We start from the raw sequence: 26,283 nt of genomic DNA on the forward strand, positions 1-26,283 counted from the left end.
GTCCCACAGGCGCCATGCCGGTCGGTTCAGCGGCGCCGGTCGAGCAGCACCGCGAGGACGGCCGCGAGCAGCCCGAAGAGGAACGCACCGACGATCCCCATGAACATCACCGACGTCGTGTCGCTGTAGACGCGGCCGAACTGGGTGGTGTTGCCCGGCACGAAGTACGCGACGGCCGACCCGACGATGAACCCGATGACCACCCCCGTGCCGATGAAGGCCATGAAGTTGGGGTGGCGACGACGGGTGGGGTTCACGACTGCCACGCTACCCGCCCCCGCGGCCGACCACCGATCGGCACCCATCCGTGACCACAGGCGAGTACGAATGGGAAGTATGAGCGCCTCCCAGCCGACCGTTGCCGTGCGTCTGCGGTATGCCGTGAGCGGCCTTCTCGCCGCGGCTGCTGCGATGGCGGCCGGTCACCTGGTCGCGGCGTTCGTCAACCCCGCCGCCTCCCCCGTACTGGCCGTCGGGTCGACCGTCATCGACGCCACGCCCACGCCGGTCAAGGAGTGGGCGGTGCAGACCCTCGGCACGGCGGACAAGCCGGTGCTGCTGGGGTCGGTAGCGCTCGTGACGGCCCTGGCGGCCGCCGCGATCGGACTCGTCTCCCGCAGCCGCCCCGGGCTGGCCAACGGGCTGCTCGTCGCACTGGCGGCGCTCGCCGGGCTCGCCGCGGCGTTCCGGCCGTCCGCGCTTCCGCAGGACGTGGTGCCCGCCATCGTCGCGGCCATCGTCGGCTTGGTGGTGCTGCACCTCCTGCGCCGCTTCGCGATGGACAGCGAGTCCGCTCCCGCAGCCGGCGCTGAGGCGAAGGCGGAGTCCCCGCTCGACCACACGGCATACGCCCCCGGTCAGGCCGGCGCGACCGGACGGCGCGCGTTCGTGCTCGGTGCCGCCGGCACCGCGGTCGGTGCGGTCGCGGTGGGTGCACTCGGGCAGCGCATCGGCGGCACGGCAACCTCGCCCAGCGACGTGGCGCTGCCGAAGCCGGCCTCGACCATCCCCCCTCTGCCGACCGGCATCGAGGGAAAGGTCAAGGGGGTCAGTGCATTTCGCACGCCCACCAAGGACTTCTACCGGGTCGACACGGCGCTGGTGATCCCGCGCGTGGACCTCGGCAAGTGGCGCCTTCAGGTCGACGGCATGGTCGACAAGCCGTTCTCGCTGACCTTCGAGGAGCTCACGGCCATGGAGGTCGTCGAGCGCGACATCACCCTCAACTGCGTGAGCAACGAGGTCGGCGGCCCCTACATCTCCTCCACCCGGTGGCTCGGCGTGCGCATGCGCGACGTCCTCGAGCGGGCCGGGGTGAAGTCCGGCGCCGACCAGATCCTGTCGGAATCCGTTGACGGCATGACGATCTCGACCCCGATCCAGGCACTCACCGACTCATCCTCCGTCGAGAAGGAGGCGCTGCTGGCCTTCGCCATGGACGGGCAGCCCCTGCCGGCGCGCCACGGCTTCCCCGTGCGGATGGTGACGCCCGGCCTCTACGGGTTCGTCGGCGCCACCAAGTGGCTCACCAAGCTGACCGCCACGACGTATGCCGCGGAGCAGGCCTACTGGACCAAGCGCGGCTGGGTGACCGACGGCCGGGTGAAGACCCAGGCGCGGATCGACACCCCCATGGGCCTCGCGACGTACAAGCCGGGCCGCATCCCCATCGGAGGTGTGGCGTGGGCGCAGGGCGGCGACGGCATCAGCAAGGTCGAGGTCCGTGTCGATGACGGCCCCTGGCAGGAGGCCACCCTCGGCCCCGACGCCGGCACCGTCTACTGGCGCCAGTGGAGCTGGGTGTGGGAGGCCAGGTCCGGCCGCCACGACCTCACCGTCCGAGCCACCAACGGCAAGGGCGAGGTACAGACCGAACAGCGCGCCGACCCCTTCCCCGGGGGCGCGTCCGGTTACCACTCGATCGTCGTCATCGTCTCCTGACGCGCTTCGGTGACCCCGCGGCATACCTCGCGAAAATCTTTGCAAGACAACCCAATCCGTATGCCGCGCAGGCACGAATGCCGGGTGTAAGTCGAACCCGACCAAGGAGTGACCATCATGCGCACCACCCGACGCAGCGCGATCGCTGCACTCGCCCTCGCCCTCCCGCTCAGCCTCGCCGCGTGTGGCAGCTCGGACAGCGGCACCGACGCCGCCTCGTCGCCGAGCAGCTCGTCGTCGAGCAGCTCGAGCTCGTCCTCGTCGTCGTCCAGCAGCTCGTCGGACGACATGGCGGGCAAGCCGTTCGGTGCCGCCTGTGAGGCCGTGCCGAAGACGGGCGCCGGTTCCTTCGAGGGCATGGCCACCGCACCGGTCGCCACCGCTGCCAGCGCCAACCCCGTGCTGTCCCAGCTCGTCGGCGCGGTCAAGGAGGCCGGCCTGGTCGACACGCTCAACAGCGCCAAGGACATCACCGTCTTCGCCCCGACCAACGACGCCTTCAAGGCCGTGCCGAAGGCCACCATGGACGCGGCGATGAAGGACCCGAAGGGCCTGCTCACCAAGGTCCTGACCAACCACGTCGTCGAGGGCAAGCTCACCCCCGAGCAGCTCGCGGGTGACCACAAGACCCTGGCCGGCACCACCATCTCGGTGACCGGTTCCGGCGAGTCGTTCAAGGTCGGCGAGGCCAACGTGGTCTGCGGCAACGTGCAGACCGCCAACGCCACCGTCTACATCATCGACGGCGTCCTGCTCCCCAAGTAAGTCGAATAGACGATGATGGTCTCCATGGCGAGCGCTTCCCCGGGTTCTGGTGCCCGGGGGAGCGCTGCCCCGGCGGGGAGCAGCCCCGACCTCGGTGAGCTGCTCCGCCTCTGTGCACGCGGTGACGAGAGCGCGTTCAGCCGGCTCTACGACGCCGTCTCCGGGCGCATCTACGGACTCATCCTCAGGGTGGTCCGCGACCCGGCGCAGTCGGAGGAAGTCGCCCAGGAGGCCCTGCTCGACATCTGGCGCACGAGCGCCCGGTTCGACCCCGCCCAGGGAAGCGCGGTCAGCTGGATGCTCACCATCGCCCACCGCAAGGCCGTCGACCGGGTCCGCTCGGCGCAGGCGGCCACCGACCGCGAGGACGTCTACGGCTCGCGCAACCAGGAGCGGGCGTTCGACGAGACCTCTGAGGCCGTCGAGCGCAGGCTCGAGGCACGGCGCGTCAGGAACGCCATGAACACACTCACCGACACCCAACGCGGGGCAGTCGAGCTCGCCTACTTCGGGGGGTACACCCACACCGAGGTGGCCTCGCTGCTCGACATCCCGCTGGGTACAGCGAAGACCCGGATCCGTGACGGGCTGATCCGGTTGAGGGACACCTTGGGGGTGCAGTCATGAGTGCCGACATCCACAGTCTGGTCGGCGCCTACGCAGTCGACGCGGTCGACGACCCCGAACGTGCGGCGTTCGAGCTTCACCTGGCCGAGTGCGCGGAGTGCCGCGCCGAGGTCGCGAGCCTGCGGGCCGTGACCGGGGACCTCTCCTTGCTGGCCGAGAAGGCACCGCCGGCCAGCCTCAAGGCTTCGGTCATGGCCGGCATCGCGACGATTCGTCCCGAGCCGCCGGTGGTCCGACCGACGGCGGCGGAGTCCGAGCTGAGGAGCGAGCCCACGCCGGAGCCGACCCCGAGGTCGACAACGGGGGCGGCCCCGGGCGCGACGACGGAGCCGACGGGACGACAGGGTTCCGAGGCCACGGTGGTCCGGCTGAGCAGCTGGCGCCGCAAGCCCACGACCTGGCTGGCCGCGGCCGCCGCCGCGGTGGCCATCGCCGTCGGTGGCCTGGTCTGGAGCCCATGGTCCGGCCAGGACCAGCAGCTGAGCCCGACCCAGCAGGTCGTGGCAGCCAAGGACGCCCAGCGGTTCGAGAAGACCGTCGACGGCGCCCGCGCCACGATCGTGCGCAGCCCCTCACTGGGCAAGGCCGTGCTCATCGCCGACAACATGCCGTCGGCGCCCGACGGCAAGGACTTCCAGTTGTGGCTGCAGCGACCGGACGGGTCGATGGTGAGCGCCGGCCTCATGCCGCACGGCCACTCCGACACCGTCACGGTGATGCTCCAGGGCGATGCCACGACGGCGACCGGCGCGGGCATTACCCTCGAGCCGGCAGGTGGTTCGACTCAGCCGACCAGCAACCCGGTGGCCCTGTTCGCCTTCACCTGAGTCGCGGGAGGCGTGAGGCGACGTCGTCGAGCACGGCCTGCTGGCCGGCATACACGCCCTCGGCACGCGGCCAGTGCGTGACGACGTCGGTGAAGCCGAGCTCGGCCGCGCGCCCCACCATGTCCTCGAACAGGCCGGCGGACTCCAGGGAGTACCGCGGGGATCCGTCGAGCGACAGGTAGCGGTCCAAGGGTGTGTCGCGGCCGGCGGCCGCCTCGGCGTCGTCGAGCCGGCGGCTGAGGTCGGCGACCCCGCCCCACCACTCCTCCAGGGTGTCGCCGCCCTTGCCGTAGGTGACCCAGCCCTGCCCGAGCCGAGCGGCCAGGCGCAGGACGCGCGGTCCGTTGGCGGCGATCACGAGCGGAACCGCGGGCTGGCGGGTGTCGCCCGGGAGGGTGCGGGCGTCGCGGGTGCGGTATCTCGGGCCGTCGAGGTCGACGTGGTCCTCGTGGGCCAGCCGGTCGAGGGCTTCGACGAACTCGTGGAACCGGTCGACGCGCTCCTTGAGGGTCAGGTCGTCACCGAGGAGCTGCGCGTCAAGATCACCGCCGGTGCCGATCCCGCACAGCATGCGCCCCTGTGAAATGTCTTGCAGCGCAAGGAGATCGCGGAAGTAGACATAGGGGTGCCGGTAGTTGGGCGAGCTCACGAACGTGCCGATGCCGATGCGCTCGGTCACTGCGGCCGCCGCGGCGAGCACCGGCAGCGCGCCGTACCACGGCGAGTCCGGCAACCCGCCCCAGACGAGGTGGTCGTACGTCCAGGCGTGGTCGAACCCCATCTCCTCGGCGGCAACCCACCTCCCCCGGGTCTGGGTCCACGAGTCCTCGGGCAGGATGACGATGCCGACGCGCATGTCGTGAGGGTATGCCGCGGGGTGGGAAAGGTGGGTATGGAGGGCTTCGAGCTCGAGCAGGACGAGCACGGTGGGAGCGTCGTGAAGATCGGCGGCTACCCCCAGAGCTACGTCAGCCTCGACGACCCCGAGCTGTTGGTGTTCGGCTACGTGCAGCTGCTGGCCGCCGTCCTCGACTGCCTTCCCGCCGGCCGCCTCGCGGTCACGCACGTGGGCGGAGCGGCCATGACGTTGCCCCGCTACGTACAGCACGTCCGGCCGGGCTCGCCCCAGATCGTGTTCGAGCCCGATGCGGCCCTGACCGACCAGGTGCGGCGTGCGCTGCCCCTTCCCCGCGGCCACCGCATCCGGGTGCGACCGCAGGCGGGCCGCGAGGGAGTCGGCGCACTGCGCGCGGACAGCGCCGACGCCATGGTCGTCGACGCGTTCGCGGGCAACCAGGTGCCCGCGGACCTCACCAGCGTCGAGTGGTTCGCCGAGGTGGCCCGCGTGCTGCGTCCGGGCGGAGTGCACGCCATGAACACCGCCGACGACGTCGGCCACCGGCACGCGGCACGGCTGCACGCCGCCATGCGCGAGCACCTGCCCCACACGGCGGTCATCGCACAGACCGACATCTGGAAGCGTCGGCGGTTCGGCAACCTGGTCCTGGTGGGGAGCACGGCACCCCTTCCTCTGCAGGCCCTGTCGCGCGCCGTGGCTGCGACCGTCTTCCCCAGCACCGTGGTCGGCGGGGAGGGGGCGGCCCGGGCGCTCGGCGGCGCAAAGCCCTTCACCGACGCCGACGCGACTGCGAGCCCACCGCCGCCCACGCCACCCGATGGATGGCGGCTGCGCTGACCGCGCCCCGTCGAGCAGAATGAGGCCGTGGCAGACCTGACGCTCCCCAGCCCCCGCACCCCTGACCCGCACGAGGCGCCGCCGCTGCGCTGGGGTGTCCTCGCCCCGGGCGGCATCGCCCGGTCCTTCGCCAGCCCCGTGCAGGCGCGGTCCGGCCAGCAGGTGGTGGCCGTCGGGTCGCGGTCGTTCGAGCGGGCGCGGGAGTTCGCCGGCGACTTCTCGGTGCCGACGGTGCACGGGTCATACGAGGAGCTGGTCCACGACGCCAGCGTCGACGTGGTCTACGTCGCGTCGCCGCACTCCGCCCACCACGAGCACGCGCTGCTGGCGCTGCGTGCCGGCAAACCCGTTCTCGTGGAGAAGGCCTTCACCCGCAACGCGGCCGAGGCGCGCGACGTGGTCGAAACTGCCCGCGCCTCAAGGCTTTTCGCGATGGAGGCCATGTGGACGCGGTTCCTGCCGCATGTCGACGTCGTCCGGCAGTCGCTGGAGGACGGCCTGCTCGGTGAGGTGCACACGGTCTTCGCCGACCACGGGCAGCGGCTCTTCCCCGACGGGCCCCAGCGCCTCGCCGACCCGGCCCTGGCCGGCGGTGCCCTGCTCGACCTCGGGATCTACCCGGTCTCGTTCGCGTCCTTTGCCATCGGCCCCTTCTCGTCCGTGACGGCGGCCGGGACGGTCACCGAAACCGGTGTCGACGGCCAGGAAGGCCTTGTGCTGCAGTCGGATTCGGGCGCACTGGCCAATGTCGCCGCGACCATGCTGACCAAGACGCCGACCACCGCGTCGATCTGCGGCACCCAGGCCCGCATCGACATCACCGGGGATTTCTACCGCCCCGGCGCGGTCGTCAAGCTGGTGGCGCCCGACGGCACCGTCCTCGACGAGTACGACGACGCCGAGAAGGAGCACGGCCTCCACCAGGAGGCGGTCGAGGTCGCCCGACGGATCAGCGCCGGCGAGCTCGAGTCGCCGCTCATGCCGCTCGACGAGACGATCGCGATCATGGAGGTCCTCGACTCGGCGCGCCAGCAGATCGGGGTGCGTTACCCCGGCGAGTGACGCCGTCCCTGCCCACCGTGCCGTTCCGGCTGACGCACGATCGGTTGCCGGTCGCAAACTGCCTCGGCCTGGAGGTCAGACGAGTGGCAGGTATGCCGTGAGGTCGGCGCGCTGCCCACTCACCCGCAGGCGCCCGGACTCCCACGCCTCGTCCCACCCGAGCGCGCCGGTCGCCACCTCGAGCCAGGTCTGCGCGTCCGTCTCCACGACCGCAGGCGGCGTGCCGCGCGTGTGCGTGGGCCCCTCGATGCACTGCACCGCACCGAACGGCGGGACCCGCACCTCGACGCTGCGGCCCGGCGCCCGGATCGCGAGCTCCTCCAACGCGTACCGCACGGCCGTGGCCAGCTCGGCCCGCGCCGTGTCAGCCCCTGAGTCCTTCCAGACCGACACCGCGGACTGCCCCGATGACACGGGAACTCGGCGACGCGGCGGCATACCCGCATCGTAGGCGCGGCCCCGACAGGGTCCGCGCCTGAGCCCTCGCCGCCACGCGAATGGGTAGTTCTACCCATCGACGGCAGCAGCGGCCCGGCCTAATGTTCTTGGTGGGGACACGAAGAGGGGACGAACGGCCCGGTCGCGAAGGGGGAACCGCGACCGGGCCGCTCGATGTCCGGACGGGGTCAGCGGCCGAAGACGGCCGGCAAGGTGTCCTGGTGGGCGCGGCGCAGCTCCTCGAGCGACACCGTGAACTGGCCCTGCACGTCGAGCCCGTCGGTCTGGTCGTCGACCACACCGATCCGGGCGTGCACCTGGCCGCGGGCGGTGCACATGTCGGTGAACCGCACCTCCTCCGAGCGCGGCACCGCGACGATGGCGCGAGCGGTCGACTCGCTGAAGAGCGTGGTGAACACGTCGATCCCGTCACGGGCGGCGACGTCGTCGAGCCAGACGCGCGCACCAACACCGTGGCGCAGCGTGGCCTCGGCGAGGGCAATGGCGAGGCCGCCGTCGGACAGGTCATGGGCCGCGTCGACGAGGCCGTCACGGCTGGCGTTGACGAGGATCTCGCCCAGCAGCTGCTCCGCCGCGAGGTCGACGACCGGCGGGTGCCCACCGAGGTGCCCGTGCACGACATTGGCCCACTCGCCACCGTCGAGCTCGTCGCGGGTGGTGCCGAGCAGGTAGATCACCTGCCCCGGCGTGCGCCACCCACTCGGGGTGCGGCGGGCCACGTCGTCCATGACGCCCAGCACACCGATGACCGGGGTCGGGTGGATCGCGACGTCACCGGTCTGGTTGTAGAAGCTGACGTTGCCGCCGGTCACCGGGATGCCGAGCGTCTTGCAGCCCTCGGCGATGCCGCGGATGGCCTCGCGGAACTGCCACATGACGCCCGGGTCCTCGGGCGAGCCGAAGTTGAGGCAGTCGGTGACGGCCAGCGGCGTCGCACCGGACGTCGCGACGTTGCGGTAGGACTCGGCCAGCGCCAGCTGCGCGCCGGCATACGGGTCGAGCTTGGCAAACCGGCCGTTGCAGTCGGTCGACACGGCGACCCCGCGGCCGGTCTCCTCGTCGACGCGCACCACACCGGCGTCGTCTGGCATCGCGAGCGCGGTGTTGCCCATGACGTAGCGGTCGTACTGGTCGGTGACCCACGACTTGTCGCAGAGGTTCGGCGAGGCGAGCAGGGTGAGCAGGTCGGCCCTGAGCGCGTCGCCCGTGGAGGGCTTGGCGAGCGTGCGGGTTCCGTTCTCCTGCAAGGCATCGAGGTATGCCGGCCGCTCCAGCGGCCGCTGGTAGGTCGGCCCCTCGTGGGCGACCGACCGCGGGGGCACGTCGACGATGACGTCGCCGTGCCACGTGATGACGAGGCGGTCACCGTCGGTGACCTCGCCGAGCACGGTGGCCTCGACGTCCCAGCGGTCGGTGATAGCGAGGAACTCCTCGAGCCGCTCCGGGTGGACGACGGCCATCATGCGCTCCTGGCTCTCCGACATGAGGATCTCCTCGGGCCGGAGGCTTGCGTCACGCAGCGGCACCCGGTCGAGCTCGATCTGCATGCCGCCGTCGCCGTTGGACGCGAGTTCGCTGGTGGCACAAGACAATCCGGCACCACCGAGGTCTTGGATGCCGTCGACGACGCCGGCCTTGTAGAGGTCAAGGCAGCACTCGATGAGCACCTTCTCGGCGAACGGGTCGCCGACCTGCACGGCCGGGCGCTTGGTCGGCCCGCCCTCGTCGAACGTCTCGGAAGCCAGCACCGAGACACCGCCGATCCCGTCACCGCCGGTCTTGGCGCCGAACAGCACGACCTTGTTGCCGACGCCCGACGCCTTGGCGAGGTGGATGTCCGAGGTCCGCATCGCGCCGACGCACAGGGCGTTGACGAGCGGGTTGCCCTGGTAGCAGTCGTCGAAGACGACCTCGCCGCCGATGTTCGGCAGGCCGAGGCAGTTGCCGTAACCGCCTACTCCCGCAACGACTCCCGGCAGCACCCGCTGGGTGTCGGGGTGGTGCAGGTTGCCGAACCGCAGCGGGTCCATCACGGCGATCGGGCGGGCACCCATCGACATGATGTCGCGGACGATGCCGCCGACACCGGTGGCTGCACCCTGGTAGGGCTCGACGTACGACGGGTGGTTGTGCGACTCGGCCTTGAAGGTCACCGCCCAGCCCTCGCCTATGTCGACGACGCCGGCGTTCTCACCGATGCCGACGAGCAGCTTCTCGCGCATCTCGTCGGTGGTGTTCTCGCCCCAGAGCTTGAAGTGCACCTTGGACGACTTGTAGGAGCAGTGCTCGGACCACATGACCGAGTACATCGCCAGCTCGGCGCTCGTGGGCCGGCGGCCGACGATCTCGCGGATGTTGGCGTACTCGTCGGCCTTGAGCCCGAGCTCGGCCCACGGCTGGTCGACGTCGGGCGTGGTGGCCGCGTGCTCGACGGTGTCGACGGCGGGGCGGTTGAGCTGCTGTGTCACGCCGAAACCGCCTGTCGCAGAACGGAAGTGAAGAACGGGAGCCCGTCGAGGCTCGGCCCGTAACCGTCCTCGATGCAGTGCTCCGGGTGCGGCATGAGGCCGACGACGTTGCCCCGCTCGTTGGTGACCCCCGCGATGTCGCGGTATGAGCCATTGGGGTTCGACGCGGCATACCGGAAGACGACCTGGCCCTCCCCCTCGAGCCGGTCGAGCGTCGCCTCGTCGGCGACGTAGCCGCCCTCGCCGTTCTTGAGGACGATGGTGATCTCCTGGCCGGCCTCGAAGTCGGACGTCCAGGCGGTGGAGGCGTTCTCGACGACGAGCCGCTGGTCGACGCAGTTGAACTTGCGGTGGTCGTTGCGGATCAGCGCGCCCGGCAGCAGGTGGCTCTCGCACAGCACTTGGAAGCCGTTGCAGATGCCCAGCACGGGCAGCCCGCCCTGCGCCGCCGGGACCAGCGCGTCCATCACCGGCGCGAACCGGGCGATGGCGCCGCAGCGCAGGTAGTCGCCGTAGGAGAACCCGCCCGGCAGGATGACCGCGTCGACGCCCTTGAGGTCGGCGTCGCCGTGCCAGAGGCTGACCGGCTCGGCGCCGACGGCTCGGACCGCCCGCAGGGCGTCACGGTCGTCGAGGGACCCCGGAAACGTGACGACCCCGACCTTCACTGGTCGGGGTCCTCGTCTGCGCCGGCTGCCCGGACGGACACGACGTCCTCGATCACCGGGTTGGACAGCAGCTTCTCGGCCGCGTCACGGGCGGCGGCCAGGTGCGCGTCGGTGACGTCGCCGTCGACCGTCAGCACGAACCGCTTGCCCTGACGGACGTCGGTGAACTGCTCGAAGCCGAGCCGGGGAAGTGCCCCGCCGACGGCCTGCCCCTGGGGGTCGAGGATCTCTGGTTTCAGCATGACGTCGATGACGACGTGGCCCATTCGGGTGTCTCCTGGGACGAGCGGCGAGGATGCGGGGACAAGTCTAACCACCGCGCAGGGTGTCCCCGACCACGAGGCGCTACACCTCCGGCCCGGCCGCACCGCGCAGTGGTCGGTTCCCCGTGTTCCCGCGGGTGATGTCAGCGATCGCCGTGGAGGTCGAAAGCCCGCTCGACGGCGAGGGCCAGCGCGAGCTGCACGACGTGGATGGGCCGCATCAATCGACGCTGACCGGGCGCTCGTAGAGCTGCCTGCGCAGCTCACGCTCGAGCGCCGACTCGATGAGGTCCGCACGGCTCCGCGCGCCGCCCGAGGCGACCAGACGGTCCAGGGTGGCGACAAGGTCGGCGTCGAGCCGCACCGCGATCTGCTGCTTCACACCGCCATGACGTGCCAGATGGGATGCCTGTTGCATCCCACGTGGCACGGCGATCAGGCCGTGAAGGTGCGGCCGGTCAGGCGTTCGTAGGCCTCGACGTACTTGGCCCGCGTCTTCTCGAGCACGTCCTGCGGCATGGGCGGCGGCGCGTCGCCGGAGTCCTTGTCCCAACCGCTCGCCGGCGACAGCAGCCACTCGCGGACGAACTCCTTGTCGAACGACGGCTGCGTGTGGCCCGGCTCCCACTGGTCGGCGGGCCAGAACCGCGACGAGTCCGGCGTCAGCACCTCGTCGGCGAGCACCAATCCGTCGGGAGCCGACGCGTCCAGCCCGAACTCCACCTTGGTGTCGGCGATGAGTATGCCGCGCTCGCTCGCGATCTCGTTGCCACGAGCCAGGATTCGCGTCGTCAGGTCGTTCGCCCGCGCGGCGGTCTCCTCACCCACGGCAGCCACCACGTCGGCATACGACATCGGCTGGTCATGTTCGCCCTGGGGCGCCTTGGTCGACGGGGTGAACACGGGCGACGGCAGCCGCGACCCGTCGACGAGGCCCTCGGGCAGCTCGACGCCGCTGACGTGGCCGTCCGCCTTGTACTCCCGCAGCCCGCCGCCAGTGAGGTAGGCGCGGGCAACGCACTCGACGGGGAGCATCGACAGCTTGCGCACGAGGACCGCGCGCCCTGCGACCTCGTCCGGCACGTCGGTCGACACGACGTGGTTGGGCACGACGTCGGCCAGTTGCTCGAACCACCACAGCGACAGCTGGGTCAGGACGGCGCCCTTGTCGGGGACCGGCGTCGCGAGGATGTGGTCGAAGGCCGAGATCCGGTCACTCGCCACGAGCAGCAGCTGGTCGTCGCGCGCTTCCCCGGTCGCCGGGTCGAGCGGCGCGTAGAGGTCGCGGACCTTGCCGGAGTAGACGTGCGCGTAGCCGGGCAGCGCCGGCGGGGCGTCGAGCTGGGAGGACGTCATGGCGCCATCCTCCCAGCCGAGCCCACGAACGCGAGGGGCGGCTCAGCTGCGTCCGTAGACCAGTCGCAGGAGGTCGGTGACGGCCGCGTCGGACAGGGCCTCAGGAGTGGGACCGGACTTCGGCCGGAGCACGGACAGCTCCACCGAGCCGCGCTTGCCGTCGACGGCGTCGAACCGCAGCGACGTGCGCACGCCGACGTCGGTGTCACGGGTGGAGGTCCACGCCGGAAGCCCGGCCACGGTCGTGCGGGTCTCGCCGGGCTGGGGCCCCGGGTCCGTCCCGCCGACGAGCATCTCGATCCCCGGCGGGGGGTCGACCTGGTTGTCGACCGGCGTCCCGGTGAACAGCCGAGCCCCAGGACCGGACGACGCGTCGGTGGTCGTGCCGTAGTTGCCGATGTTGAGGTGGTAGGTGTCAGTCCACACCCGGAAGGCCGCCCTGCACGACTCCGGATCGCGCGAGCAGTCCCCAGTCGGCGTCGTGGAAGCCGTTCGCGTCGGAGTGCCCACCGCCACGTCGGTGTGGACCACGGCCGGCCCGAGCAGCCGGTTGAGCAGGTTCGCGACGGCATCCTCGGTCCACCACCCGGGGGCCGACACGTCGCTCGACGCCTCGTCGTACACGCTGCCGGCCGGCCCCTGGTTCGCCACGTTCAACGCCACCTCGACAGCTGGATGCCCGCCCTTGACCGGCGCCACCGACCAGGTCTCGACGCGGTTGCCGCCACCCACGCGGACCAGCCGGTCCACGGGCTCGCCGAACCCGTCGATCATCAGCTTCGTAGGCCCCTCCGGACCGCGTACCTGCCCTTCGGCGGTGAGGTCCGTGGGCGCGATGACGACCGACAGGTACACGTCCTGCCGCTGCCGGATGCTGCTCACCGTCTGCGCGAGCACCACCGTCCCCGCCTCGTAACCGGCGGCATCCTGCCGCTGCACCCTCGCCGTCGACCCGGCCACCGCCCGGGACCAGGCAGCCACCACGTCCAGACAGCTGGTGGGTCGGTCCACACACCCCGGGTATGCCGCTGCGCTCGCCGTCGTGCCGGAGGTCGCCGCCGGGGGCGTCACGTCTGCCCGGTCGCCACCCAGCGGCGCGAGGTTCACAGCCCCCACCGCGAGGGCCGCCACCGCCGCGGCGACCCCGGCCGCACCGACCCGGCGCCGCCGCACCCGCGCACGACCACCGGCCACGACGTCGTCAGTCGTGTAGGGGGCATCACCCAGGTCCGCGGCATACGCCTCGCGCAGCCCGTCGGGCACTCGTTCCATCGTCTCCATTGCCATCACTTCCCTTGTCCGGCAACGACTTCCAGCGCTGCGCGCAGCGCGCGCAGCCCATCGCTGGTCGTGCTCTTCACGGTGCCCTCGGAGCAACCCATGAGGCGGGCCACCTCCGCGACGGGAAGGTCCTCGAGGTGTCTCAGCACGACGGCCATCCGCTGCCGTGTCGGCAGCACGGCGAGCGCCGCCCGCAGGTCGAGCCGGGCATCCACCCCGTCCGACCCCGACGAGACGACCACGTCGTGCCCCGCGTCGGCCGCGGACCGCTCGCGCTGCCACCAGTGCCGGCGCTGCTCGCTGATCAGCGAACGCACCAGCACCGTGCGGGCGTATGCGTGCGGGTCGTCGACGCCATGGATCCGTGGCCACGCGGCATACAGCTTCTCCAGCGTGGTCTGCACGAGGTCCTCGGCCCGGTGCGGGTCGCGACTCGTCGCGAGCGCCACTCGGCGCAGCCGCGGGATCGCCGCCTGCACGAACCCACGGAACTCTTCCTCGAGGTCTGCCCTCACACCTCACCTCCCCTTCCGGCAGTAAGGATGCGATGAGCGGCCGGGCCGGTTGGGTCAGCGTCCCACGATCGGCCCGGCTTGACTTGAAGTCGGCTTCAAGTTCGAGAGTGGCACTCGTGTCCGCTCCCACATCACCCCGCCCGTCGCTGCACGACCGCCACCACCTGCCGTTCGCGATCGGGGCAGTGGCGCTGGTGACGTTGGGTGCGTTCGAGAACCGCGCCGTCACCACCGTCCTGCCCACCGTGGCCCGCGAGCTCGACGGGCTCTGGCTGTTCGGCGCGGCGAGCGCGGCGCCCCTGGTGACGTTCGTGGTCGCCACGACCGTCGCCGGCCTGTGGGCGGACCGGAGCGGGCCGACGCGGGTCCTGTATGCCGGCATGGCCGTCTTCGTCGCGGCCGAGCTGCTCATGGGGCTGGCTCCGTCGATGGTGCCGTTCGTGGGCGGGCGTCTGCTGGGCGGCTTCGCGGAGGGGCTCTTCGACGTGGGCCTCACCGTGCTGGTGGCCCGCGCCCTGCCCGCCGTGCTGCGACCGAAGATGTTCGCCACGTTCGCTGCGGCGTGGGTGCTGCCCTCGCTGCTGGGCCCTTCGGTCGCAGGTTTCGTGGCCGAGCAGTGGCACTGGCGGCTCGTCTTCCTCCTCGGCGTCGCACTGTTGTTGCCGGTCGCCCTCTTCCTCCGCCCCGCCATGACCCGCTCGGCCGCCACCCACGCAGTCCCGACCCCCGACGAGGCGCAGCGGCTCCGGGCGCGCCGCACGACCGGCTGGGCGCTGGTCGCCGCCACCGGGCTGGCCGCCGTCACGGCCGGAGGTTCGCTGCTCACCCGGGAGGGCTGGTTGCAGGTCACCGGCGGCGCGCTCCTCGTCGCCGGGGCCACCCTGCTCGTGCCGGCGCTGCGCGTCGTGCTGCCCGCCGGCACGCTCACGGGAGCACCCGGCATACCCGCCCTCACGGCCCTGCGCGGGCTCCTGGGTGCCGCGTTCGGCACCGCCGGCGGACTGCTCCCGCTCCTGCTCACCGAGCTGCGCGGCTACGGCCCCACCGCCGCCGGCGTCAGCCTCACCATCACCGGGGTCTTCTGGGCGGCCGGTTCCCAGCTCCAGGGGCTGCGCGCCGTCCAGGCCCGCGCGAGCGTGGTCGGGCTGCTGCGCAGCGGGTTCGCCCTCATCACCGCCGGACTCGTCGGCCCCGTGCTGCTCGCCCTCGACGCCGTCCCCGTCTGGCTCGGCCTGGCCGGCTGGGCCGTCGCCGCGACCGGCATCGGCATCACCTCACCGACGATCAGCACGCACGTGCTCACGCTCTCGACCGAAGCCGACCAGGGGCGCAACTCCGCCGCCTCGTTCCTCGCGCCCTCGGTCACTCAGGCACTCGCCTTCGCCGCCTCCGGTGCCGCCATCGCCTGGCAGGCGCCGCACCTCACCGGCGGCCTGTTCGCCGTCGTCATGGCGGCCTGCGTGGTGATGGCCGCCGCGGCGCTCGCCCTCAGCCCGCGCGCCCGCTGACCCCACAGTCTTCGGAACAACTTCCACGCTGGAGCGTCGGAATTCTTCCGAAGACTCGCAAGCGGGTCAGCCGACGTGGAGCTCGTCGCGCTCGGCCGCCAGCGCGATGTCCGAGCGGTGGTGCGACCCCTCGAGCTCGACCTTCCCCACCGCCTCGTAGACCCGCTCGCGCGCCTGGCTCAGGCTGTCCCCGAGCGCCACGACCGACAGGACGCGGCCGCCCGCGGACACCAGGGTGCCGTCGCCTTCGCGGGCCGTCCCCGCGTGGAGCACGTATGCCGTGTCGACACCGTCGACCTCACCGAGCCCGTTGATGGGGTCGCCCTTGCGGGGTTTCGCCGGGTAGCCGTCGGCCGCGACGACCACGGTCACGGCGTGCTGCGGCGACCAGTGGAGCGCACCGACACCGGCCAGCCCGCCCGTGGCGGCTGCGTGCAACAGGCCACCCAGCGGCGTCTCCAGCCGGGCCAGCACCACCTGGGTCTCGGGGTCACCGAACCGGGCGTTGAACTCCACCACCTTCGGGCCGCGCGACGTCAGCGCCAGACCGACATAGAGGACTCCCGAGAACGGCGCACCGCGGCGGGCCATCTCGTCGACCACCGGCTGGGCCACCCGGGTCACGACCTCGTCCACCAGCGTGGGCGGAGCCCAGTCGAGGGGTGAGTAGGCCCCCATGCCGCCGGTGTTCGGCCCTTCGTCCCCGTCACCCACGCGCTTGAAGTCCTGCGCCGGTGCCAACGGGATGACGTCGGTGCCGTCGCACAGGCAGAAGAGCGACACCTCGGGCCCGTCGAGGAACTCCTCGACCACGACCCGGCCGCCCTCCTTGGCGAGACAGGCCTGCGCGTGCGCGAGCGCCTCCGCGCGGTCATCCGTCACGACGACGCCCTTGCCGGCCGCCAGCCCGTCGTCCTTGACGACGTACGGCGCGCCCATCGTGTCGAGGGCATCGCCAACCTCCTCGACCGTCCCGCACACCCGGGCCATCGCGGTCGGCACGTCCGCCGCCGCCATGACCTCCTTCGCGAAGGCCTTGCTGCCCTCGAGCTGCGCGGCCGCCGCCGACGGCCCGAAGACGGTGAACCCCGCCGCCGAGACGACATCGGCCACACCGGCCACGAGCGGCGCCTCCGGACCGATGACGACGAGGTCCACGGAGTGCCGCCGGGCGAGCTCGACGACACCCTCGGCGTCCTCCACCCCACCGGGCAGCGGTTCGCACAGGGCGACCGCGTCCATGCCCGGGTTGCCCGGCGCCACGATCACGGCGTCGACCGCCTGGTCGGCGCCCAGGGCCTTGACGATGGCGTGCTCACGGGCACCAGATCCGATGACGAGAACCTTCACGGGCGCCAGCGTATTGGCGACCGGCCCCGGTCGGCGCACGCGGGCGGCATACCGGACGGACAGGGCCGCCAGACGAAGAAGCGCGGCGTCCCTGGGAGGCAGGGGGGACATTCTCCCGGGGACGCCGCGCAGCCAACGTGCGGTCGCCCGGCGGGGGAAACCTGCAACCAAGCACGCGGGTCGACGTGGTCGACTGGTCCAAGGTTGTACTACCAACTGCCCGCGAGTAAAGAGCAAAAGTGGCGGGCTCACGTCATTGACGGATATACGCCAGCGCCGGACCATGGACGGGTGGCGAGAGCGAAGGGCGACCGGTCGGCGACCGGCCAGCAGGGCGGCCACCGCGCCTCGTCCGCAGGCGGGTCCGGCGCAGACGCGGACCCACCTCTTCCCCGCACGTCGGCCCTCGACCTCACGGACTCGGCCCTCGAGCAGGCCGTGACCCGGGTGTTCCTGGCCGTCGTCCAGCACCCCGACCCGACCCGGGCCCTGCTCGTCGCCCAAGGGCTCGAGACCGAGCTGGTCGACCGGTCGCTGGAGGTGCTCTCGGCTCGCGGGCTGGTCCGCCTCCACGGTGGCGGGCACATCGAGGTCGTCCCCCCGGATGTCTCGCTGCCCGCCCTGGCGATGAGCTACGAGCGGCGGGCACGCGAAACCCGTTCCGCCGCACACGAACTCGCGCAAGTCTTCTTCCACGCCCGAGCGTCGCGCCGGACCCAGGACACCAGCGCCATCCAGGTCCTCACGTCGCTCGACGAGGTCTCGTCCGCCACCTCCGAGGCGGTCGCCACGGCCACCGAGCAGATCCGCTCGTTCCGCACGATGTCCCCCCGCACCCGCGCCGTGATCGACTCGCCGCTGCACTCCCACTCGGCGCCGACCCTGGGACCGGACGGCACGCCACTGCCCTGCTACGCGGTCTTCGACCCGGCGATCCTCGAGGCCGACAACATCCTCGCGGTGCTGCGCGCCCGCGAGGAGGGCGGCGAGCTGGCGCGGTTCAGCAACGCTGTGCCGTTCTCGGCGATCATCGTCGACGACACGGCCGCGGTGGTCGACCTGAGCGAGTTCGACGGCACGGGCTACGGCTCCCTGTTCGTCCGCAGCCGGCCCGCGGTGCTGGGGCTGATCTCCCTCTTCGACCGCCTGTGGGAGCTGGGGCATCCCCTCGACCAGTCCGCCGCCCGCGCGAGCCGCCACGACCAGACCATCCTGTCGATGCTGGCGACGGGCGTGACCGACGCGACCATCGCCCGACAGGTCGGCATCTCCCAGCGCACCGTCGAGCGACGGGTGCGCGCCCTCATGGACGAGCTCGGCGCCAACACCAGGTTCCAGGCCGGGGTGCTGGCCGCGCGCCGCGGCCTGTTGTGAGAGGTATGCCGTCCGGGTGCCGGGATGTGCGCCGGTGCGCCATGGTGCGCGGTTAGACTCGTGCGTTCGCGCAAGGGACGAGCAGAAAGACCACCTGTGACCGCAGCCGACAGCTCGGGTCGTCGGGCCACCTCTGCCGAGGTGGCCCGCGAGATCGCCACCGAGCAAGCCCACGTCGACCTCGTCTACGCCGAGCTCGCCAAGGCCCAGGCTCGTGCCGGGCTCGTCGAGGCAGACGGTCTCGCCCGCGGCCGCACGGACCGCACCGGCGACGTCCGCGACGAGGAGCTCACCGGCCTCTTCGAACGAGATGCGTTGGTGTTCAACGCTGCCCGTCGTCGCTCAACCCTTGACACGCAGTACGAAGGGCTCGTCTTCGGGCGCCTGGACCTCGACCACGCGCTGGGCAAGGACGACGCGCAGCCCGACCGCGAGGTCCGCTACATCGGCCGGCTCGGCGTCCGCGACGACGACTACGAGCCGCTGGTCGTCGACTGGCGCGCCCCGGCGGCCTCCGCGTTCTACCGCGCGACGCCGGTGGAGCCGATGGACGTGGTGCGTCGGCGCGTCCTGCGCTGCAAAGGCCCCGACGTCGTCGGCGTCGAGGACGACCTCATGGTCACCGACCCGCCAGACGACCTGGTCGTGGTCGGTGACGGTGCACTGCTCGCCGCCCTCACCCGCAGCCGCGGCGCGCAGATGCGCGACATCGTCGCCACCATCCAGCGCCACCAGGACGAGGCGATCCGGGCCCCCGCCCGCGGCATCACCGAGATCACCGGCGGCCCTGGCACGGGCAAGACGGTCGTGGCGCTGCACCGCGCGGCCTACCTGCTCTACTCCGACCGGCGCCGGTTCGAGTCCGGCGGCATCCTCGTCGTCGGCCCCTCAGCTGCCTACACGGCATACATCGAGCGCGTCCTGCCCTCGCTCGGCGAGGAGTCGGTGACGTTGCGCTCGCTCGGTGACGTCGTCGACGGCGTCACCGCGACGCGGCTCGACAGCCCCGAGCTCGCGGCAACCAAGGGGTCACTGCGGATCCGCCGGTTGCTGTCCCGAGCCGCCGGTGGACGCGTGCCGGACGGGCCGACGGAGTTCCGCGCCTTCGTGGCGGGCAAGGCGGTGCGGGTCGACACCAGGACGCTGGACCGGATCCGCAGCCAGGTGCTGCGCAACCACCAGCGCAACCTGGCCCGGGGCGCCGTCGAGGCCGCGCTGGGCGAGGCCGCCTGGGCGAGCGTGCGCGAGGGCGACAAGGCCGAGTTCATGGACCGCTTCGACGGCCACCTCGAGGTCGAGGCGTTCCTCGACCGGTGGTGGCCGCAGGTCGACCCGCGCGAGGTGCTGCTCTGGCTCGCCGCGCCCGAGCTCGCCCTGCGGCACGGGCAGGGCGCGATCAGCCCCGAAGAGGCCGAAGCCTTCTCCGCGTCGATGCGCGAGGCGCTGGCCGAAGGCACCTGGTCGGTGGCCGACGTCGCCCTCATCGACGACCTGGCCGCGCGGCTGGGGCCGGTGCAGGACGCGCCGGCCGAGGAGCGTGGCTTCTACGAGATCGAGGAGCTCGAGGACGTCTCGCAGTTCGGGGTGGCCGAGGTGGGCGGCGGGCGCGCCGCCCGTCGTGCCGGCGGTGGGGTCGAGCGCCAGTCCGCCGACCCGCGCGAACGTCTCCTGCAGGGCCGGATCGGCACCCCCGGCGAGTACGCCCACGTCCTCGTCGACGAGGCGCAGGACCTCTCACCCATGCAGTGGCGGATGCTCGGTCGCCGGGGTCGCTACTCGTCGTGGACCGTCGTGGGTGATGCCGCGCAGGCGTCCTGGGGCGATGCGGCCGAGGCGGCGCGCGCCCGGGACGAGGCCTTCGGCACCCAGCCGCGACGCGACTTCCACATGGACACCAACTACCGCAACGCCCGCGAGATCTTCGACTACGCGGCCCGCGTCGTCCGCGAGCAGGTGCCGGACGCCGACATCCCCCACGCGGTGCGCGAGACGGGCGTCGACCCGGTCGAGGTGACCGCCCGCGCGGCGGACGTCCGCACCGCCGTGGCGTCGGCGGTCGAGGGCCTCCTCGACGAGGTCGAGGGCTCGATCGCGGTCGTGACGCCCAGCCGGTATGCCGCGGAGCTGGCCGCCGTGGGCGAGGAGACGGGGCGTGTGGTCGTCGTCGATCCCATGTCCACCAAGGGGCTCGAGTACGACGCGACGGTCATCGTCGACCCGGACGAGATCGTCCGCGAGTCGCCGGGCGGCATCCGGGTCCTCTACGTCGCGCTCACCCGCGCCGCCCACCGCATGACCCTGGTCCACCTCGACCAGAACGGCGACCAGGCGGGCGACCCGCCGCGCGACTGAGGCGCTCGGCGCGGTCCGCGGAGGCGACGCATGCTTAGGGCGCGTGGCACGGTGCACGGTGGTTCGGCCGTCGAAACTCGTGCCCGGTATGCCCGGTTTCGCGGGAATCGCCCCTCACCCGTTCGGTCGGTCCTGCGACCGCGTCGGCGAACGCCTCTTTACTATCTCTTTACCTGTGGCTTACTTGTTCTGGATGAAGCCGGTGCGGCGCGGACCGCTCGGCCCGGATTGAGGAAAGCAGCACACCGTGCAGGGAACGCCAAGGGGCGCCGTGGTCGCCCTCCTGATGACCGTCGCAGCGACGGTGCCAACAGGGGTGGCGCACGCTGCCGACTGCAGCGACCCGGCCGGCGGCTCCCAGGCGTCCGCGGCTGGAGCGTCGGGCGCGACTTCCACCGACGGCGGCGACTCCGGGTCACAGCCGCAGCTCGCGCAGCCGTCCTGCACCAATGACTCCCCTGCCGACACCACCACCCCAGCCGCCCCGGAGGGCTCCGAGACCACCTCGGCCGACCCGACCGACCCGGCCACCGGCACCCAGGCCGGCACCCCGGACGGCACGCAGGACCCCGACGGATCCGACCCGGGCGAGGAGCCCGCACCTCCTGCTGGGGAAACAGGAGCGGGTGCCGATGACCCGGCGCAGATCGAGAGCGGCGGCGGCGAGATCAGCGGCCCGGCGGAGTCGGCCGGCACGACGACCGACGCGACCACCGTGCCCTCCACGACACTGACACCTGCCGCGGGGGTCGCACCCCGGGCCGGCACGCACACCGCGCCGAGCGCGGGTGCCGACCCGGCCTCGGCAGCACCAACCTTGGCGTACACCGGAACCTCGTCGACCACACCCCTCGTACTCGGGGTGTTCCTCGTCGGCGGAGGACTCGTGCTGAGTGCCGCGGGCCGTCGGCTCACGCGGCGTGAGGGACAGCGCGAGGGCTAAGGGGCAGGTCGTGCGGGGTGGGTCGGCGGGGCCCACTCCGCACGATCGGGCGTCAGGACCCGGTGAGCCGGTCCGTCCGGCGCTGCCACTGGTTCGCACTGGACATGCTGAAAAGTGTTGCGCCAGAACGGATGTCCGTCATCACCGGGCCGTGCCCCCGTCGCTCAGGCGTCGAGCAGCGGGTACCGGCTGATGATCTCGTCACGACCCGGCCCGACACCGATGGCCGAGACCCGCGCCCCGATGAGCTCCTCGAGCCGAAGCACGTAGGCCTGGGCGTTGGCGGGCAGCTCCTCGAAGGTGCGGGCGCCCGAGATGTCCTCCCACCAGCCGTCGAGCTCCTCGTAGATCGGGGTCGCGTGGTGGAAGTCGGTCTGGTTGACCGGCATCTCGTCGTGCCGCACCCCGTCGACGTCGTAGGCCACGCAGATCGGGACCTTGTCGAGCCCGGTGAGGACGTCCAGCTTGGTGACGACGAAGTCGGTGACGCCGTTGATGCGGGTGGCGTAGCGGCCGACGACGGTGTCGACCCAGCCGCAGCGCCGCGGGCGGCCCGTGGTGGTGCCGTACTCCGCGCCGGTCTTGCGCAGGAACTCGCCCTTGTCATCGAACAGCTCGGTCGGGAACGGCCCCTCACCGACGCGCGTCGAGTACGCCTTGAGGATCGCGATCACCCGCGACACCCGGGTCGGCGGGATGCCGGACCCGGTGCACGCGCCACCGGCCGTCGCGTTCGACGACGTGACGAACGGGTAGGTGCCGTGGTCGACGTCGAGCAGGGTCGCCTGCCCGGCCTCGAGCAGGACGTTCTTGCCCTCGTCCAACGCCTTCTCCAGCACCAGCGAGGTGTCAGCGACCATGGGACGCAAGCGCTCGGCATACCCGAGGAGCTCCTCCATCACCTCGTCGACCTCGACGGCCCGACGGTTGTAGATCTTGGCGAGCACCTGGTTCTTGAACGACAGGGCGGCCTCGACCTTCTGCCGCAGGATCTTCTCGTCGAAGAGGTCCTGCACGCGGATGCCGTTGCGCGCCATCTTGTCGGCGTAGGTCGGGCCGATGCCACGGCCGGTGGTGCCGATCTTGCGTGACCCGAGGAACCGCTCGGTCACCTTGTCGAGGACCCGGTTGTAGGGGGCGATGATGTGCGCGTTGGCGCTGACGACGAGCTTGGACGTGTCGACACCGCGCGCCTCGAGCCCGTCGATCTCCTCGAAGAGGACGGCGAGGTCGATGACGACGCCGTTGCCGATGACCGGGATGCAGGTCGGGGTGAGGATGCCCGAGGGCAGCAGGTGCAGGGCGTACTTCTCGCGCTTGCCGTCCTGCTCGATGACGATGGTGTGGCCGGCGTTGTTGCCGCCGTTGAACTTCACGACGTAGTCGACGTCGGAGCCCATGAGGTCCGTCGCCTTGCCCTTGCCCTCATCGCCCCACTGAGCGCCCACCAGCACGATCGCCGGCATACCCACAACCCTTCGTCATTCGCCGCGGCTTCCGCGGGAAGGCTACCCGCCGCCGGACCCACCGCGGTCGCCGAGACCGTTCCGGCCGACCGAGACGCCCAGCTGGAAGCGCGTCTCGGCGCCGTGCGCCTCCATCAGCGCCGCGACGCGACGCCGGACGGTGCGCAGGCTCACGCCGAGATAGCGGGCGATCGACTCGTCCTTGACTCCGCGCATCATCAGACGCAGGTATGCCGCGTCGCCCAGCTGGCCGGTGCGTGGCACCGGGAGCGCCTTCTCCCAGGCGAAGTCGAAGAGCTCGGTGAACGCCTGCACCACCATGGGCTCGCGCACCAGGACGTAGTCGGCCGCCGAGTCGCCCCACGTCGCCACAGCCATCACCGCACTGTCACCGAACACGGCGAAGTCGCTCGGCGGCTGCAGGGAGAGGCGCTGCCGCTCCCCCGCCTCGGCCCATGTGTCCATCCAGGCCCGCGCCCCCGGGTCCTCGCGGGCGCTTTGCGGGTAGAGCGTGCGCAGCTCGTACTCACCGCGCGCGAGCCGGCCCCGGGTGTCGGCGGCCGTCTCCGGCTCGGTGCCCGGCCCGACCTCGACCGACACCACCGAGGACCGCACGACCGTGGTGGTCGCCTCGACGAGCTGGCGGATCAGCTCGGGCGCGAGGTCGACGGACACGCGTTCCCACACCGGTCCCGCGGCCTCGCTGGGCACCGGGCGCGACGACAGCTGCAGGATGGCGTTGCGCATCTGGGCCATGTCGGCGCGGCGCTCGTCGTAACGCTGCTGCTCGCGACCGAAGACCTCCCGCAGGGTCTCCATCGGGTCGCGGCCCTGGAACGTGTCGCCTGCCATGGCGCCGGATCACCCCGATTTCGTGCTGTGAACGGTCCAATCGGCCGCTGCGGTGGTCATTTGTGGACATTGGCACCTTAGTGACACGCGTGGCAGGTGTCGACCGTGCATCATGGTCGTCGTCACGCGCCACCGGAATGGCAGGGGACGCACCGAGCGGGCGGTGACCCGCGGGCCCAGTCCGGGTCTGCGCAGGGGGCGACGCCGGGGGGCTTGACCAGCAAAGGTCCGGCCCCCCGGCTTCACTGTGTGGTGGCACCGTGTGGCGGCACTGTGTGGTGGGCACCTGCGGTGGGAACGTGGGCTGGGCACGGACGAAACCGACCCCCGCGCCGCTGCGTCACACCCGACATCCCCAAGCCCACGCCGTGGGCTGCGACCCGACGGAACGAACCATGTGGAGAACCGTGTCCCCCACCCGCGTCCTCACCCCGCCCGGCACGCTTGCCCAGCTAGCCGTCCTGGGGCTGGCCGTGGCCACCCTCACCGCGTGCGGCACGGAACGCCCGCGCACCGAACCCGGCCGCCCGAGCCCCAGTAGCGCGCCCACGTCCTCGGTGCCGAACCCGACGGCCTCATCGGCTCCCCCGTTCACCCCACCCACGCCGACGCGGCCCCAACGTCCGGGCCCGTCCTCGACCCCGCAGATCCCGCCGCCGGCCCGCGACCCCGTCGGCGTCATGCCGGACACGCCCAAGGCCTACGCCGAGGCCTTCGTCGCAGCCTGGGTCTCCGGCACTACTCCCGCTCTGGCCGAGCTCGGCACCAGGGCAGCCGTGGCCCAGGCCCGCACCGCCAAACCAGCCGGTATGCCGCAGTTGCGTGCCTGCCGACCGAATGCCCGATCGACCTACTGCACCTTCGAGGGCGACGAGTACACCGTCACCGTCCGCGTGGTCGACGACCTCGTGCAGGACAAGCGTCCGCAGGCAGTCACCGAGGTGATCTTCCACTGAGGTGACCACGCGGCATACCGACGCCGCGGTGACGCCGGCTCAGCCGGCCGCGAAGCCGAGCTCGCGCGCGGCGGTGGCCGAGGAGTCGCGCACGAACTGGGCGGTGCGCTGCTCCTCCTCGGTCTCGCCGATCGCCCCAGCCGCGCGCGACAGCGCGGCGAGCGCGCGCAGGAAGCCGCGGTTGGGCTCGTGCTCCCAGGGCACCGGGCCCTGGCCGCGCCAGCCCGCGCGCCGGAGCGCGTCGAGCCCGCGGTGGTAGCCGGTGCGGGCGTAGGCGTACGCCTCGACCGTGCGGTTGTCGGCGAGCGCGTCCTCGGCGAGGGTCGCCCAGGCCAGGGACGAGGCGGGGTATGCCGCGGCGACCTGGTCGGCCGCGACGCCCTCCTCGAGCTTGGCGGCGGCCGGGTCGGGCGGGAGCTCGGTCGCGGGGACGCCGAGCAGGTTGTCTCCGGGCATCACTGGTGCTTGCCCGCGGAGCGGAGGTTCTCGCACGCCTCGACGACGCGCGCGGCCATGCCGGCCTCGGCCTCCTTGCCCCAGGCGCGGGGGTCGTAGTCCTTCTTGTTGCCGACCTCGCCGTCGATCTTGAGGACACCGTCGTACTTGCTGAACATGAATCCGGCGACAGGGCGGGTGAAGGCGTACTGGGTGTCGGTGTCGACGTTCATCTTGACGACGCCGTAGTCGACCGCGGCCGAGATCTCCTCAGGCGACGAACCGGAGCCGCCGTGGAAGACGAGGTGGAACGGCTTGTCGTCGGCGGTCTTGAACTCCTGGTGCACGGCGTCCTGCGCGGCCTTGAGGACCTCGGGACGCAGCTTGACGTTGCCCGGCTTGTAGACGCCGTGGACGTTGCCGAAGGTGAGCGCGGTCATGTAGTAGCCGTTCTCGCCGGTGCCGAGCGCGCGGGCGGTGGCGATGGCGTCCTCGGGCGTCGAGTAGAGCTTGTCGTTGATCTCGTTGGCGACACCGTCCTCCTCGCCGCCGACGACACCGACCTCGATCTCGAGGATGACCTTGGCGGCCTTGGCCTTGTCGAGCAGCTCGCGGGCGATCTCGAGGTTCTCGTCGAGCGGCACGGCCGAGCCGTCCCACATGTGCGACTGGAACCACGGGTTGCCGCCGGCCTCGACCCGCTTGGTGGAGGCCTCGAGCAGCGGGCGGACGAAGCCGTCGAGCTTGTCCTTGGGGCAGTGGTCGGTGTGCAGGGCGATGTTGACGTCGTACTTCGCGGCGACGACCTCGGCGTAGGCCGCGAGCGCGAGGGCGCCGGTGACCATGTCCTTGACGGTCGGGCCGGAGAGGTACTCCGCGCCACCGGTGGAGACCTGGATGATGCCGTCGGAGTTCGCCTCGGCGAAGCCGCGGATCGCGGCATTGAGCGTCTGCGAGGACGAGACGTTGATGGCGGGGTACGCGAAGGAGCCGGCCTTCGCGCGGTCCAGCATGTCGGCGTACACCTCAGGGGTGGCGATGGGCATGTGCGTCTCCTTGCACCAGTCGGACTTCCTCGTCGGGGCAATCCTTCCACGGTGGGTCGCCGGTCTCCCACCC

At 71.7% G+C, this 26,283-nt stretch carries 26 protein-coding genes; 11 read left to right on the plus strand and 15 right to left on the minus strand.

Features of this window, described 5'->3' with window-relative positions:
* Positions 1-26: 26 nt before the first annotated feature.
* The gene (locus tag HJG52_RS17990) at positions 27-257 is read right to left on the minus strand and encodes a hypothetical protein (RefSeq protein WP_171245009.1); all 231 of its coding nucleotides are present in this window, start codon (positions 255-257) and stop codon (positions 27-29) included.
* 79 nt (positions 258-336) lie between these two features.
* Between HJG52_RS17990 and HJG52_RS17995 the strand changes: the two genes are divergently transcribed.
* The 4 genes from HJG52_RS17995 (at position 337) to HJG52_RS18010 (ending at position 4,160) form a co-directional block, all read left to right on the plus strand.
* Positions 337-1,941: a molybdopterin-dependent oxidoreductase gene (locus HJG52_RS17995; protein WP_171245010.1), complete on the plus strand. Its 1,605-nt coding sequence runs from the start codon at positions 337-339 to the stop codon at positions 1,939-1,941.
* 117 nt (positions 1,942-2,058) lie between these two features.
* Positions 2,059-2,706, plus strand: coding sequence for a fasciclin domain-containing protein (locus tag HJG52_RS18000; protein ID WP_171245011.1), 648 nt, complete (start codon positions 2,059-2,061; stop codon positions 2,704-2,706).
* 24 nt (positions 2,707-2,730) lie between these two features.
* Entirely contained in the window at positions 2,731-3,333 is a 603-nt protein-coding gene (locus HJG52_RS18005) for a sigma-70 family RNA polymerase sigma factor (protein WP_171245012.1), read from the plus strand.
* Entirely contained in the window at positions 3,330-4,160 is an 831-nt protein-coding gene (locus HJG52_RS18010; RefSeq protein WP_171245013.1) for an anti-sigma factor, read from the plus strand. The genes HJG52_RS18005 and HJG52_RS18010 overlap by 4 nt, the downstream gene beginning before the upstream one ends.
* Here HJG52_RS18010 and HJG52_RS18015 read toward each other — a convergent pair.
* Complete coding sequence (locus tag HJG52_RS18015; RefSeq protein WP_171245014.1) at positions 4,153-5,016, minus strand: LLM class flavin-dependent oxidoreductase; 864 nt, start codon at positions 5,014-5,016, stop codon at positions 4,153-4,155. The genes HJG52_RS18010 and HJG52_RS18015 overlap by 8 nt on opposite strands.
* A gap of 21 nt (positions 5,017-5,037) precedes the next feature.
* Between HJG52_RS18015 and HJG52_RS18020 the strand changes: the two genes are divergently transcribed.
* Together HJG52_RS18020 and HJG52_RS18025 are read left to right on the plus strand one after the other, a co-directional pair.
* Positions 5,038-5,856: a spermidine synthase gene (locus tag HJG52_RS18020; RefSeq protein ID WP_346767829.1), complete on the plus strand. Its 819-nt coding sequence runs from the start codon at positions 5,038-5,040 to the stop codon at positions 5,854-5,856.
* 27 nt (positions 5,857-5,883) lie between these two features.
* A complete protein-coding gene (locus tag HJG52_RS18025; protein WP_346767830.1) occupies positions 5,884-6,918 on the plus strand; it encodes a Gfo/Idh/MocA family protein in 1,035 nt (344 codons plus the stop codon).
* 75 nt (positions 6,919-6,993) lie between these two features.
* Here the strand turns inward: HJG52_RS18025 and HJG52_RS18030 are convergent, their stop codons facing one another.
* The 8 genes from HJG52_RS18030 to HJG52_RS18065 form a co-directional block, all read right to left on the minus strand.
* Positions 6,994-7,356 (minus strand): sterol carrier family protein, encoded by a 363-nt coding sequence (locus HJG52_RS18030; RefSeq protein WP_171245015.1) that lies wholly within the window; start codon positions 7,354-7,356, stop codon positions 6,994-6,996.
* Positions 7,357-7,544: 188 nt separating this feature from the next.
* Positions 7,545-9,845: a phosphoribosylformylglycinamidine synthase subunit PurL gene (gene purL, locus HJG52_RS18035; protein ID WP_171245016.1), complete on the minus strand. Its 2,301-nt coding sequence runs from the start codon at positions 9,843-9,845 to the stop codon at positions 7,545-7,547.
* Entirely contained in the window at positions 9,842-10,513 is a 672-nt protein-coding gene (gene purQ, locus HJG52_RS18040) for a phosphoribosylformylglycinamidine synthase subunit PurQ (RefSeq protein WP_171245017.1), read from the minus strand. Before purQ ends, purL begins: the two co-directional genes overlap by 4 nt.
* On the minus strand, positions 10,510-10,779 hold the full coding sequence (purS, locus tag HJG52_RS18045; RefSeq protein WP_171245018.1) for a phosphoribosylformylglycinamidine synthase subunit PurS: 270 nt from the start codon (positions 10,777-10,779) through the stop codon (positions 10,510-10,512). The genes purQ and purS overlap by 4 nt, the downstream gene beginning before the upstream one ends.
* 217 nt (positions 10,780-10,996) lie before the next feature.
* The gene (locus HJG52_RS18050; RefSeq protein WP_171245019.1) at positions 10,997-11,158 is read right to left on the minus strand and encodes a ribbon-helix-helix domain-containing protein; all 162 of its coding nucleotides are present in this window, start codon (positions 11,156-11,158) and stop codon (positions 10,997-10,999) included.
* 53 nt (positions 11,159-11,211) lie between these two features.
* Positions 11,212-12,132 (minus strand): phosphoribosylaminoimidazolesuccinocarboxamide synthase, encoded by a 921-nt coding sequence (locus HJG52_RS18055; protein ID WP_171245020.1) that lies wholly within the window; start codon positions 12,130-12,132, stop codon positions 11,212-11,214.
* 42 nt (positions 12,133-12,174) lie between these two features.
* On the minus strand, positions 12,175-13,419 hold the full coding sequence (locus tag HJG52_RS18060; protein WP_171245021.1) for a hypothetical protein: 1,245 nt from the start codon (positions 13,417-13,419) through the stop codon (positions 12,175-12,177).
* Positions 13,419-13,928, minus strand: coding sequence for a SigE family RNA polymerase sigma factor (locus tag HJG52_RS18065; protein WP_171245022.1), 510 nt, complete (start codon positions 13,926-13,928; stop codon positions 13,419-13,421). The genes HJG52_RS18060 and HJG52_RS18065 overlap by 1 nt, the downstream gene beginning before the upstream one ends.
* A gap of 116 nt (positions 13,929-14,044) precedes the next feature.
* On the opposite strand from HJG52_RS18065, the gene HJG52_RS18070 reads away from it, so the two are divergent.
* Positions 14,045-15,436, plus strand: a complete 1,392-nt coding sequence (locus HJG52_RS18070) for an MFS transporter (RefSeq protein WP_171245023.1) — start codon at positions 14,045-14,047, stop codon at positions 15,434-15,436.
* Between the two features lie 66 nt (positions 15,437-15,502).
* Here HJG52_RS18070 and purD read toward each other — a convergent pair whose 3' ends face one another.
* Positions 15,503-16,786, minus strand: coding sequence for a phosphoribosylamine--glycine ligase (purD, locus tag HJG52_RS18075; RefSeq protein WP_171245024.1), 1,284 nt, complete (start codon positions 16,784-16,786; stop codon positions 15,503-15,505).
* Between the two features lie 291 nt (positions 16,787-17,077).
* Here purD and HJG52_RS21775 point away from each other — a divergent pair, with 291 nt between their 5' ends.
* The 3 genes from HJG52_RS21775 (at position 17,078) to HJG52_RS18090 (ending at position 21,455) form a co-directional block, all read left to right on the plus strand.
* Positions 17,078-18,160: a LuxR C-terminal-related transcriptional regulator gene (locus HJG52_RS21775; RefSeq protein ID WP_171245025.1), complete on the plus strand. Its 1,083-nt coding sequence runs from the start codon at positions 17,078-17,080 to the stop codon at positions 18,158-18,160.
* Between the two features lie 24 nt (positions 18,161-18,184).
* Entirely contained in the window at positions 18,185-20,512 is a 2,328-nt protein-coding gene (locus HJG52_RS18085; RefSeq protein ID WP_171245026.1) for a HelD family protein, read from the plus strand.
* Between the two features lie 271 nt (positions 20,513-20,783).
* A complete protein-coding gene (locus tag HJG52_RS18090; protein WP_171245027.1) occupies positions 20,784-21,455 on the plus strand; it encodes a hypothetical protein in 672 nt (223 codons plus the stop codon).
* Positions 21,456-21,619: 164 nt separating this feature from the next.
* Here HJG52_RS18090 and HJG52_RS18095 read toward each other — a convergent pair whose 3' ends face one another.
* Positions 21,620-22,921, minus strand: a complete 1,302-nt coding sequence (locus HJG52_RS18095) for an adenylosuccinate synthase (protein ID WP_171245028.1) — start codon at positions 22,919-22,921, stop codon at positions 21,620-21,622.
* Positions 22,922-22,963: 42 nt separating this feature from the next.
* Positions 22,964-23,773 (minus strand): helix-turn-helix domain-containing protein, encoded by an 810-nt coding sequence (locus HJG52_RS18100; protein ID WP_171245029.1) that lies wholly within the window; start codon positions 23,771-23,773, stop codon positions 22,964-22,966.
* Positions 23,774-24,168: 395 nt separating this feature from the next.
* Between HJG52_RS18100 and HJG52_RS18105 the strand changes: the two genes are divergently transcribed.
* A complete protein-coding gene (locus tag HJG52_RS18105; RefSeq protein ID WP_171245030.1) occupies positions 24,169-24,729 on the plus strand; it encodes a hypothetical protein in 561 nt (186 codons plus the stop codon).
* A 39-nt stretch (positions 24,730-24,768) separates the two neighbouring features.
* Here HJG52_RS18105 and HJG52_RS18110 read toward each other — a convergent pair whose 3' ends face one another.
* Both HJG52_RS18110 and fbaA read right to left on the minus strand, forming a co-directional pair.
* On the minus strand, positions 24,769-25,185 hold the full coding sequence (locus HJG52_RS18110) for a DUF3151 domain-containing protein (RefSeq protein WP_171245031.1): 417 nt from the start codon (positions 25,183-25,185) through the stop codon (positions 24,769-24,771).
* A complete protein-coding gene (fbaA, locus tag HJG52_RS18115; RefSeq protein WP_171245032.1) occupies positions 25,185-26,210 on the minus strand; it encodes a class II fructose-bisphosphate aldolase in 1,026 nt (341 codons plus the stop codon). Before fbaA ends, HJG52_RS18110 begins: the two co-directional genes overlap by 1 nt.
* Between the last annotated feature and the right edge of the window lie 73 nt (positions 26,211-26,283).

This window comes from Knoellia koreensis (assembly GCF_013041615.1).
Classification (GTDB): Bacteria; Actinomycetota; Actinomycetes; order Actinomycetales; family Dermatophilaceae; genus Pedococcus; species Pedococcus koreensis.

What these genes read in the sequence shown, in the direction of transcription:
- HJG52_RS18010 (WP_171245013.1), top strand. Translation starts at nt 3,330, where the DNA reads ATGAGTGCCGACATCCACAGTCTGGTCGGCGCCTACGCAGTCGACGCG.
- HJG52_RS18100 (WP_171245029.1), bottom strand. Translation starts at nt 23,773, where the DNA reads ATGGCAGGCGACACGTTCCAGGGCCGCGACCCGATGGAGACCCTGCGG.
- HJG52_RS18055 (WP_171245020.1), bottom strand. Translation starts at nt 12,132, where the DNA reads ATGACGTCCTCCCAGCTCGACGCCCCGCCGGCGCTGCCCGGCTACGCG.
- HJG52_RS18085 (WP_171245026.1), top strand. Translation starts at nt 18,185, where the DNA reads ATGTGCGCCGGTGCGCCATGGTGCGCGGTTAGACTCGTGCGTTCGCGC.
- HJG52_RS18060 (WP_171245021.1), bottom strand. Translation starts at nt 13,419, where the DNA reads ATGGCAATGGAGACGATGGAACGAGTGCCCGACGGGCTGCGCGAGGCG.
- purS (WP_171245018.1), bottom strand. Translation starts at nt 10,779, where the DNA reads ATGGGCCACGTCGTCATCGACGTCATGCTGAAACCAGAGATCCTCGAC.
- HJG52_RS18030 (WP_171245015.1), bottom strand. Translation starts at nt 7,356, where the DNA reads ATGCCGCCGCGTCGCCGAGTTCCCGTGTCATCGGGGCAGTCCGCGGTG.
- HJG52_RS18015 (WP_171245014.1), bottom strand. Translation starts at nt 5,016, where the DNA reads ATGCGCGTCGGCATCGTCATCCTGCCCGAGGACTCGTGGACCCAGACC.
- HJG52_RS18000 (WP_171245011.1), top strand. Translation starts at nt 2,059, where the DNA reads ATGCGCACCACCCGACGCAGCGCGATCGCTGCACTCGCCCTCGCCCTC.
- fbaA (WP_171245032.1), bottom strand. Translation starts at nt 26,210, where the DNA reads ATGCCCATCGCCACCCCTGAGGTGTACGCCGACATGCTGGACCGCGCG.
- HJG52_RS17995 (WP_171245010.1), top strand. Translation starts at nt 337, where the DNA reads ATGAGCGCCTCCCAGCCGACCGTTGCCGTGCGTCTGCGGTATGCCGTG.
- HJG52_RS18005 (WP_171245012.1), top strand. Translation starts at nt 2,731, where the DNA reads ATGGCGAGCGCTTCCCCGGGTTCTGGTGCCCGGGGGAGCGCTGCCCCG.
- HJG52_RS18095 (WP_171245028.1), bottom strand. Translation starts at nt 22,921, where the DNA reads ATGCCGGCGATCGTGCTGGTGGGCGCTCAGTGGGGCGATGAGGGCAAG.
- HJG52_RS18110 (WP_171245031.1), bottom strand. Translation starts at nt 25,185, where the DNA reads ATGCCCGGAGACAACCTGCTCGGCGTCCCCGCGACCGAGCTCCCGCCC.
- HJG52_RS18105 (WP_171245030.1), top strand. Translation starts at nt 24,169, where the DNA reads ATGTGGAGAACCGTGTCCCCCACCCGCGTCCTCACCCCGCCCGGCACG.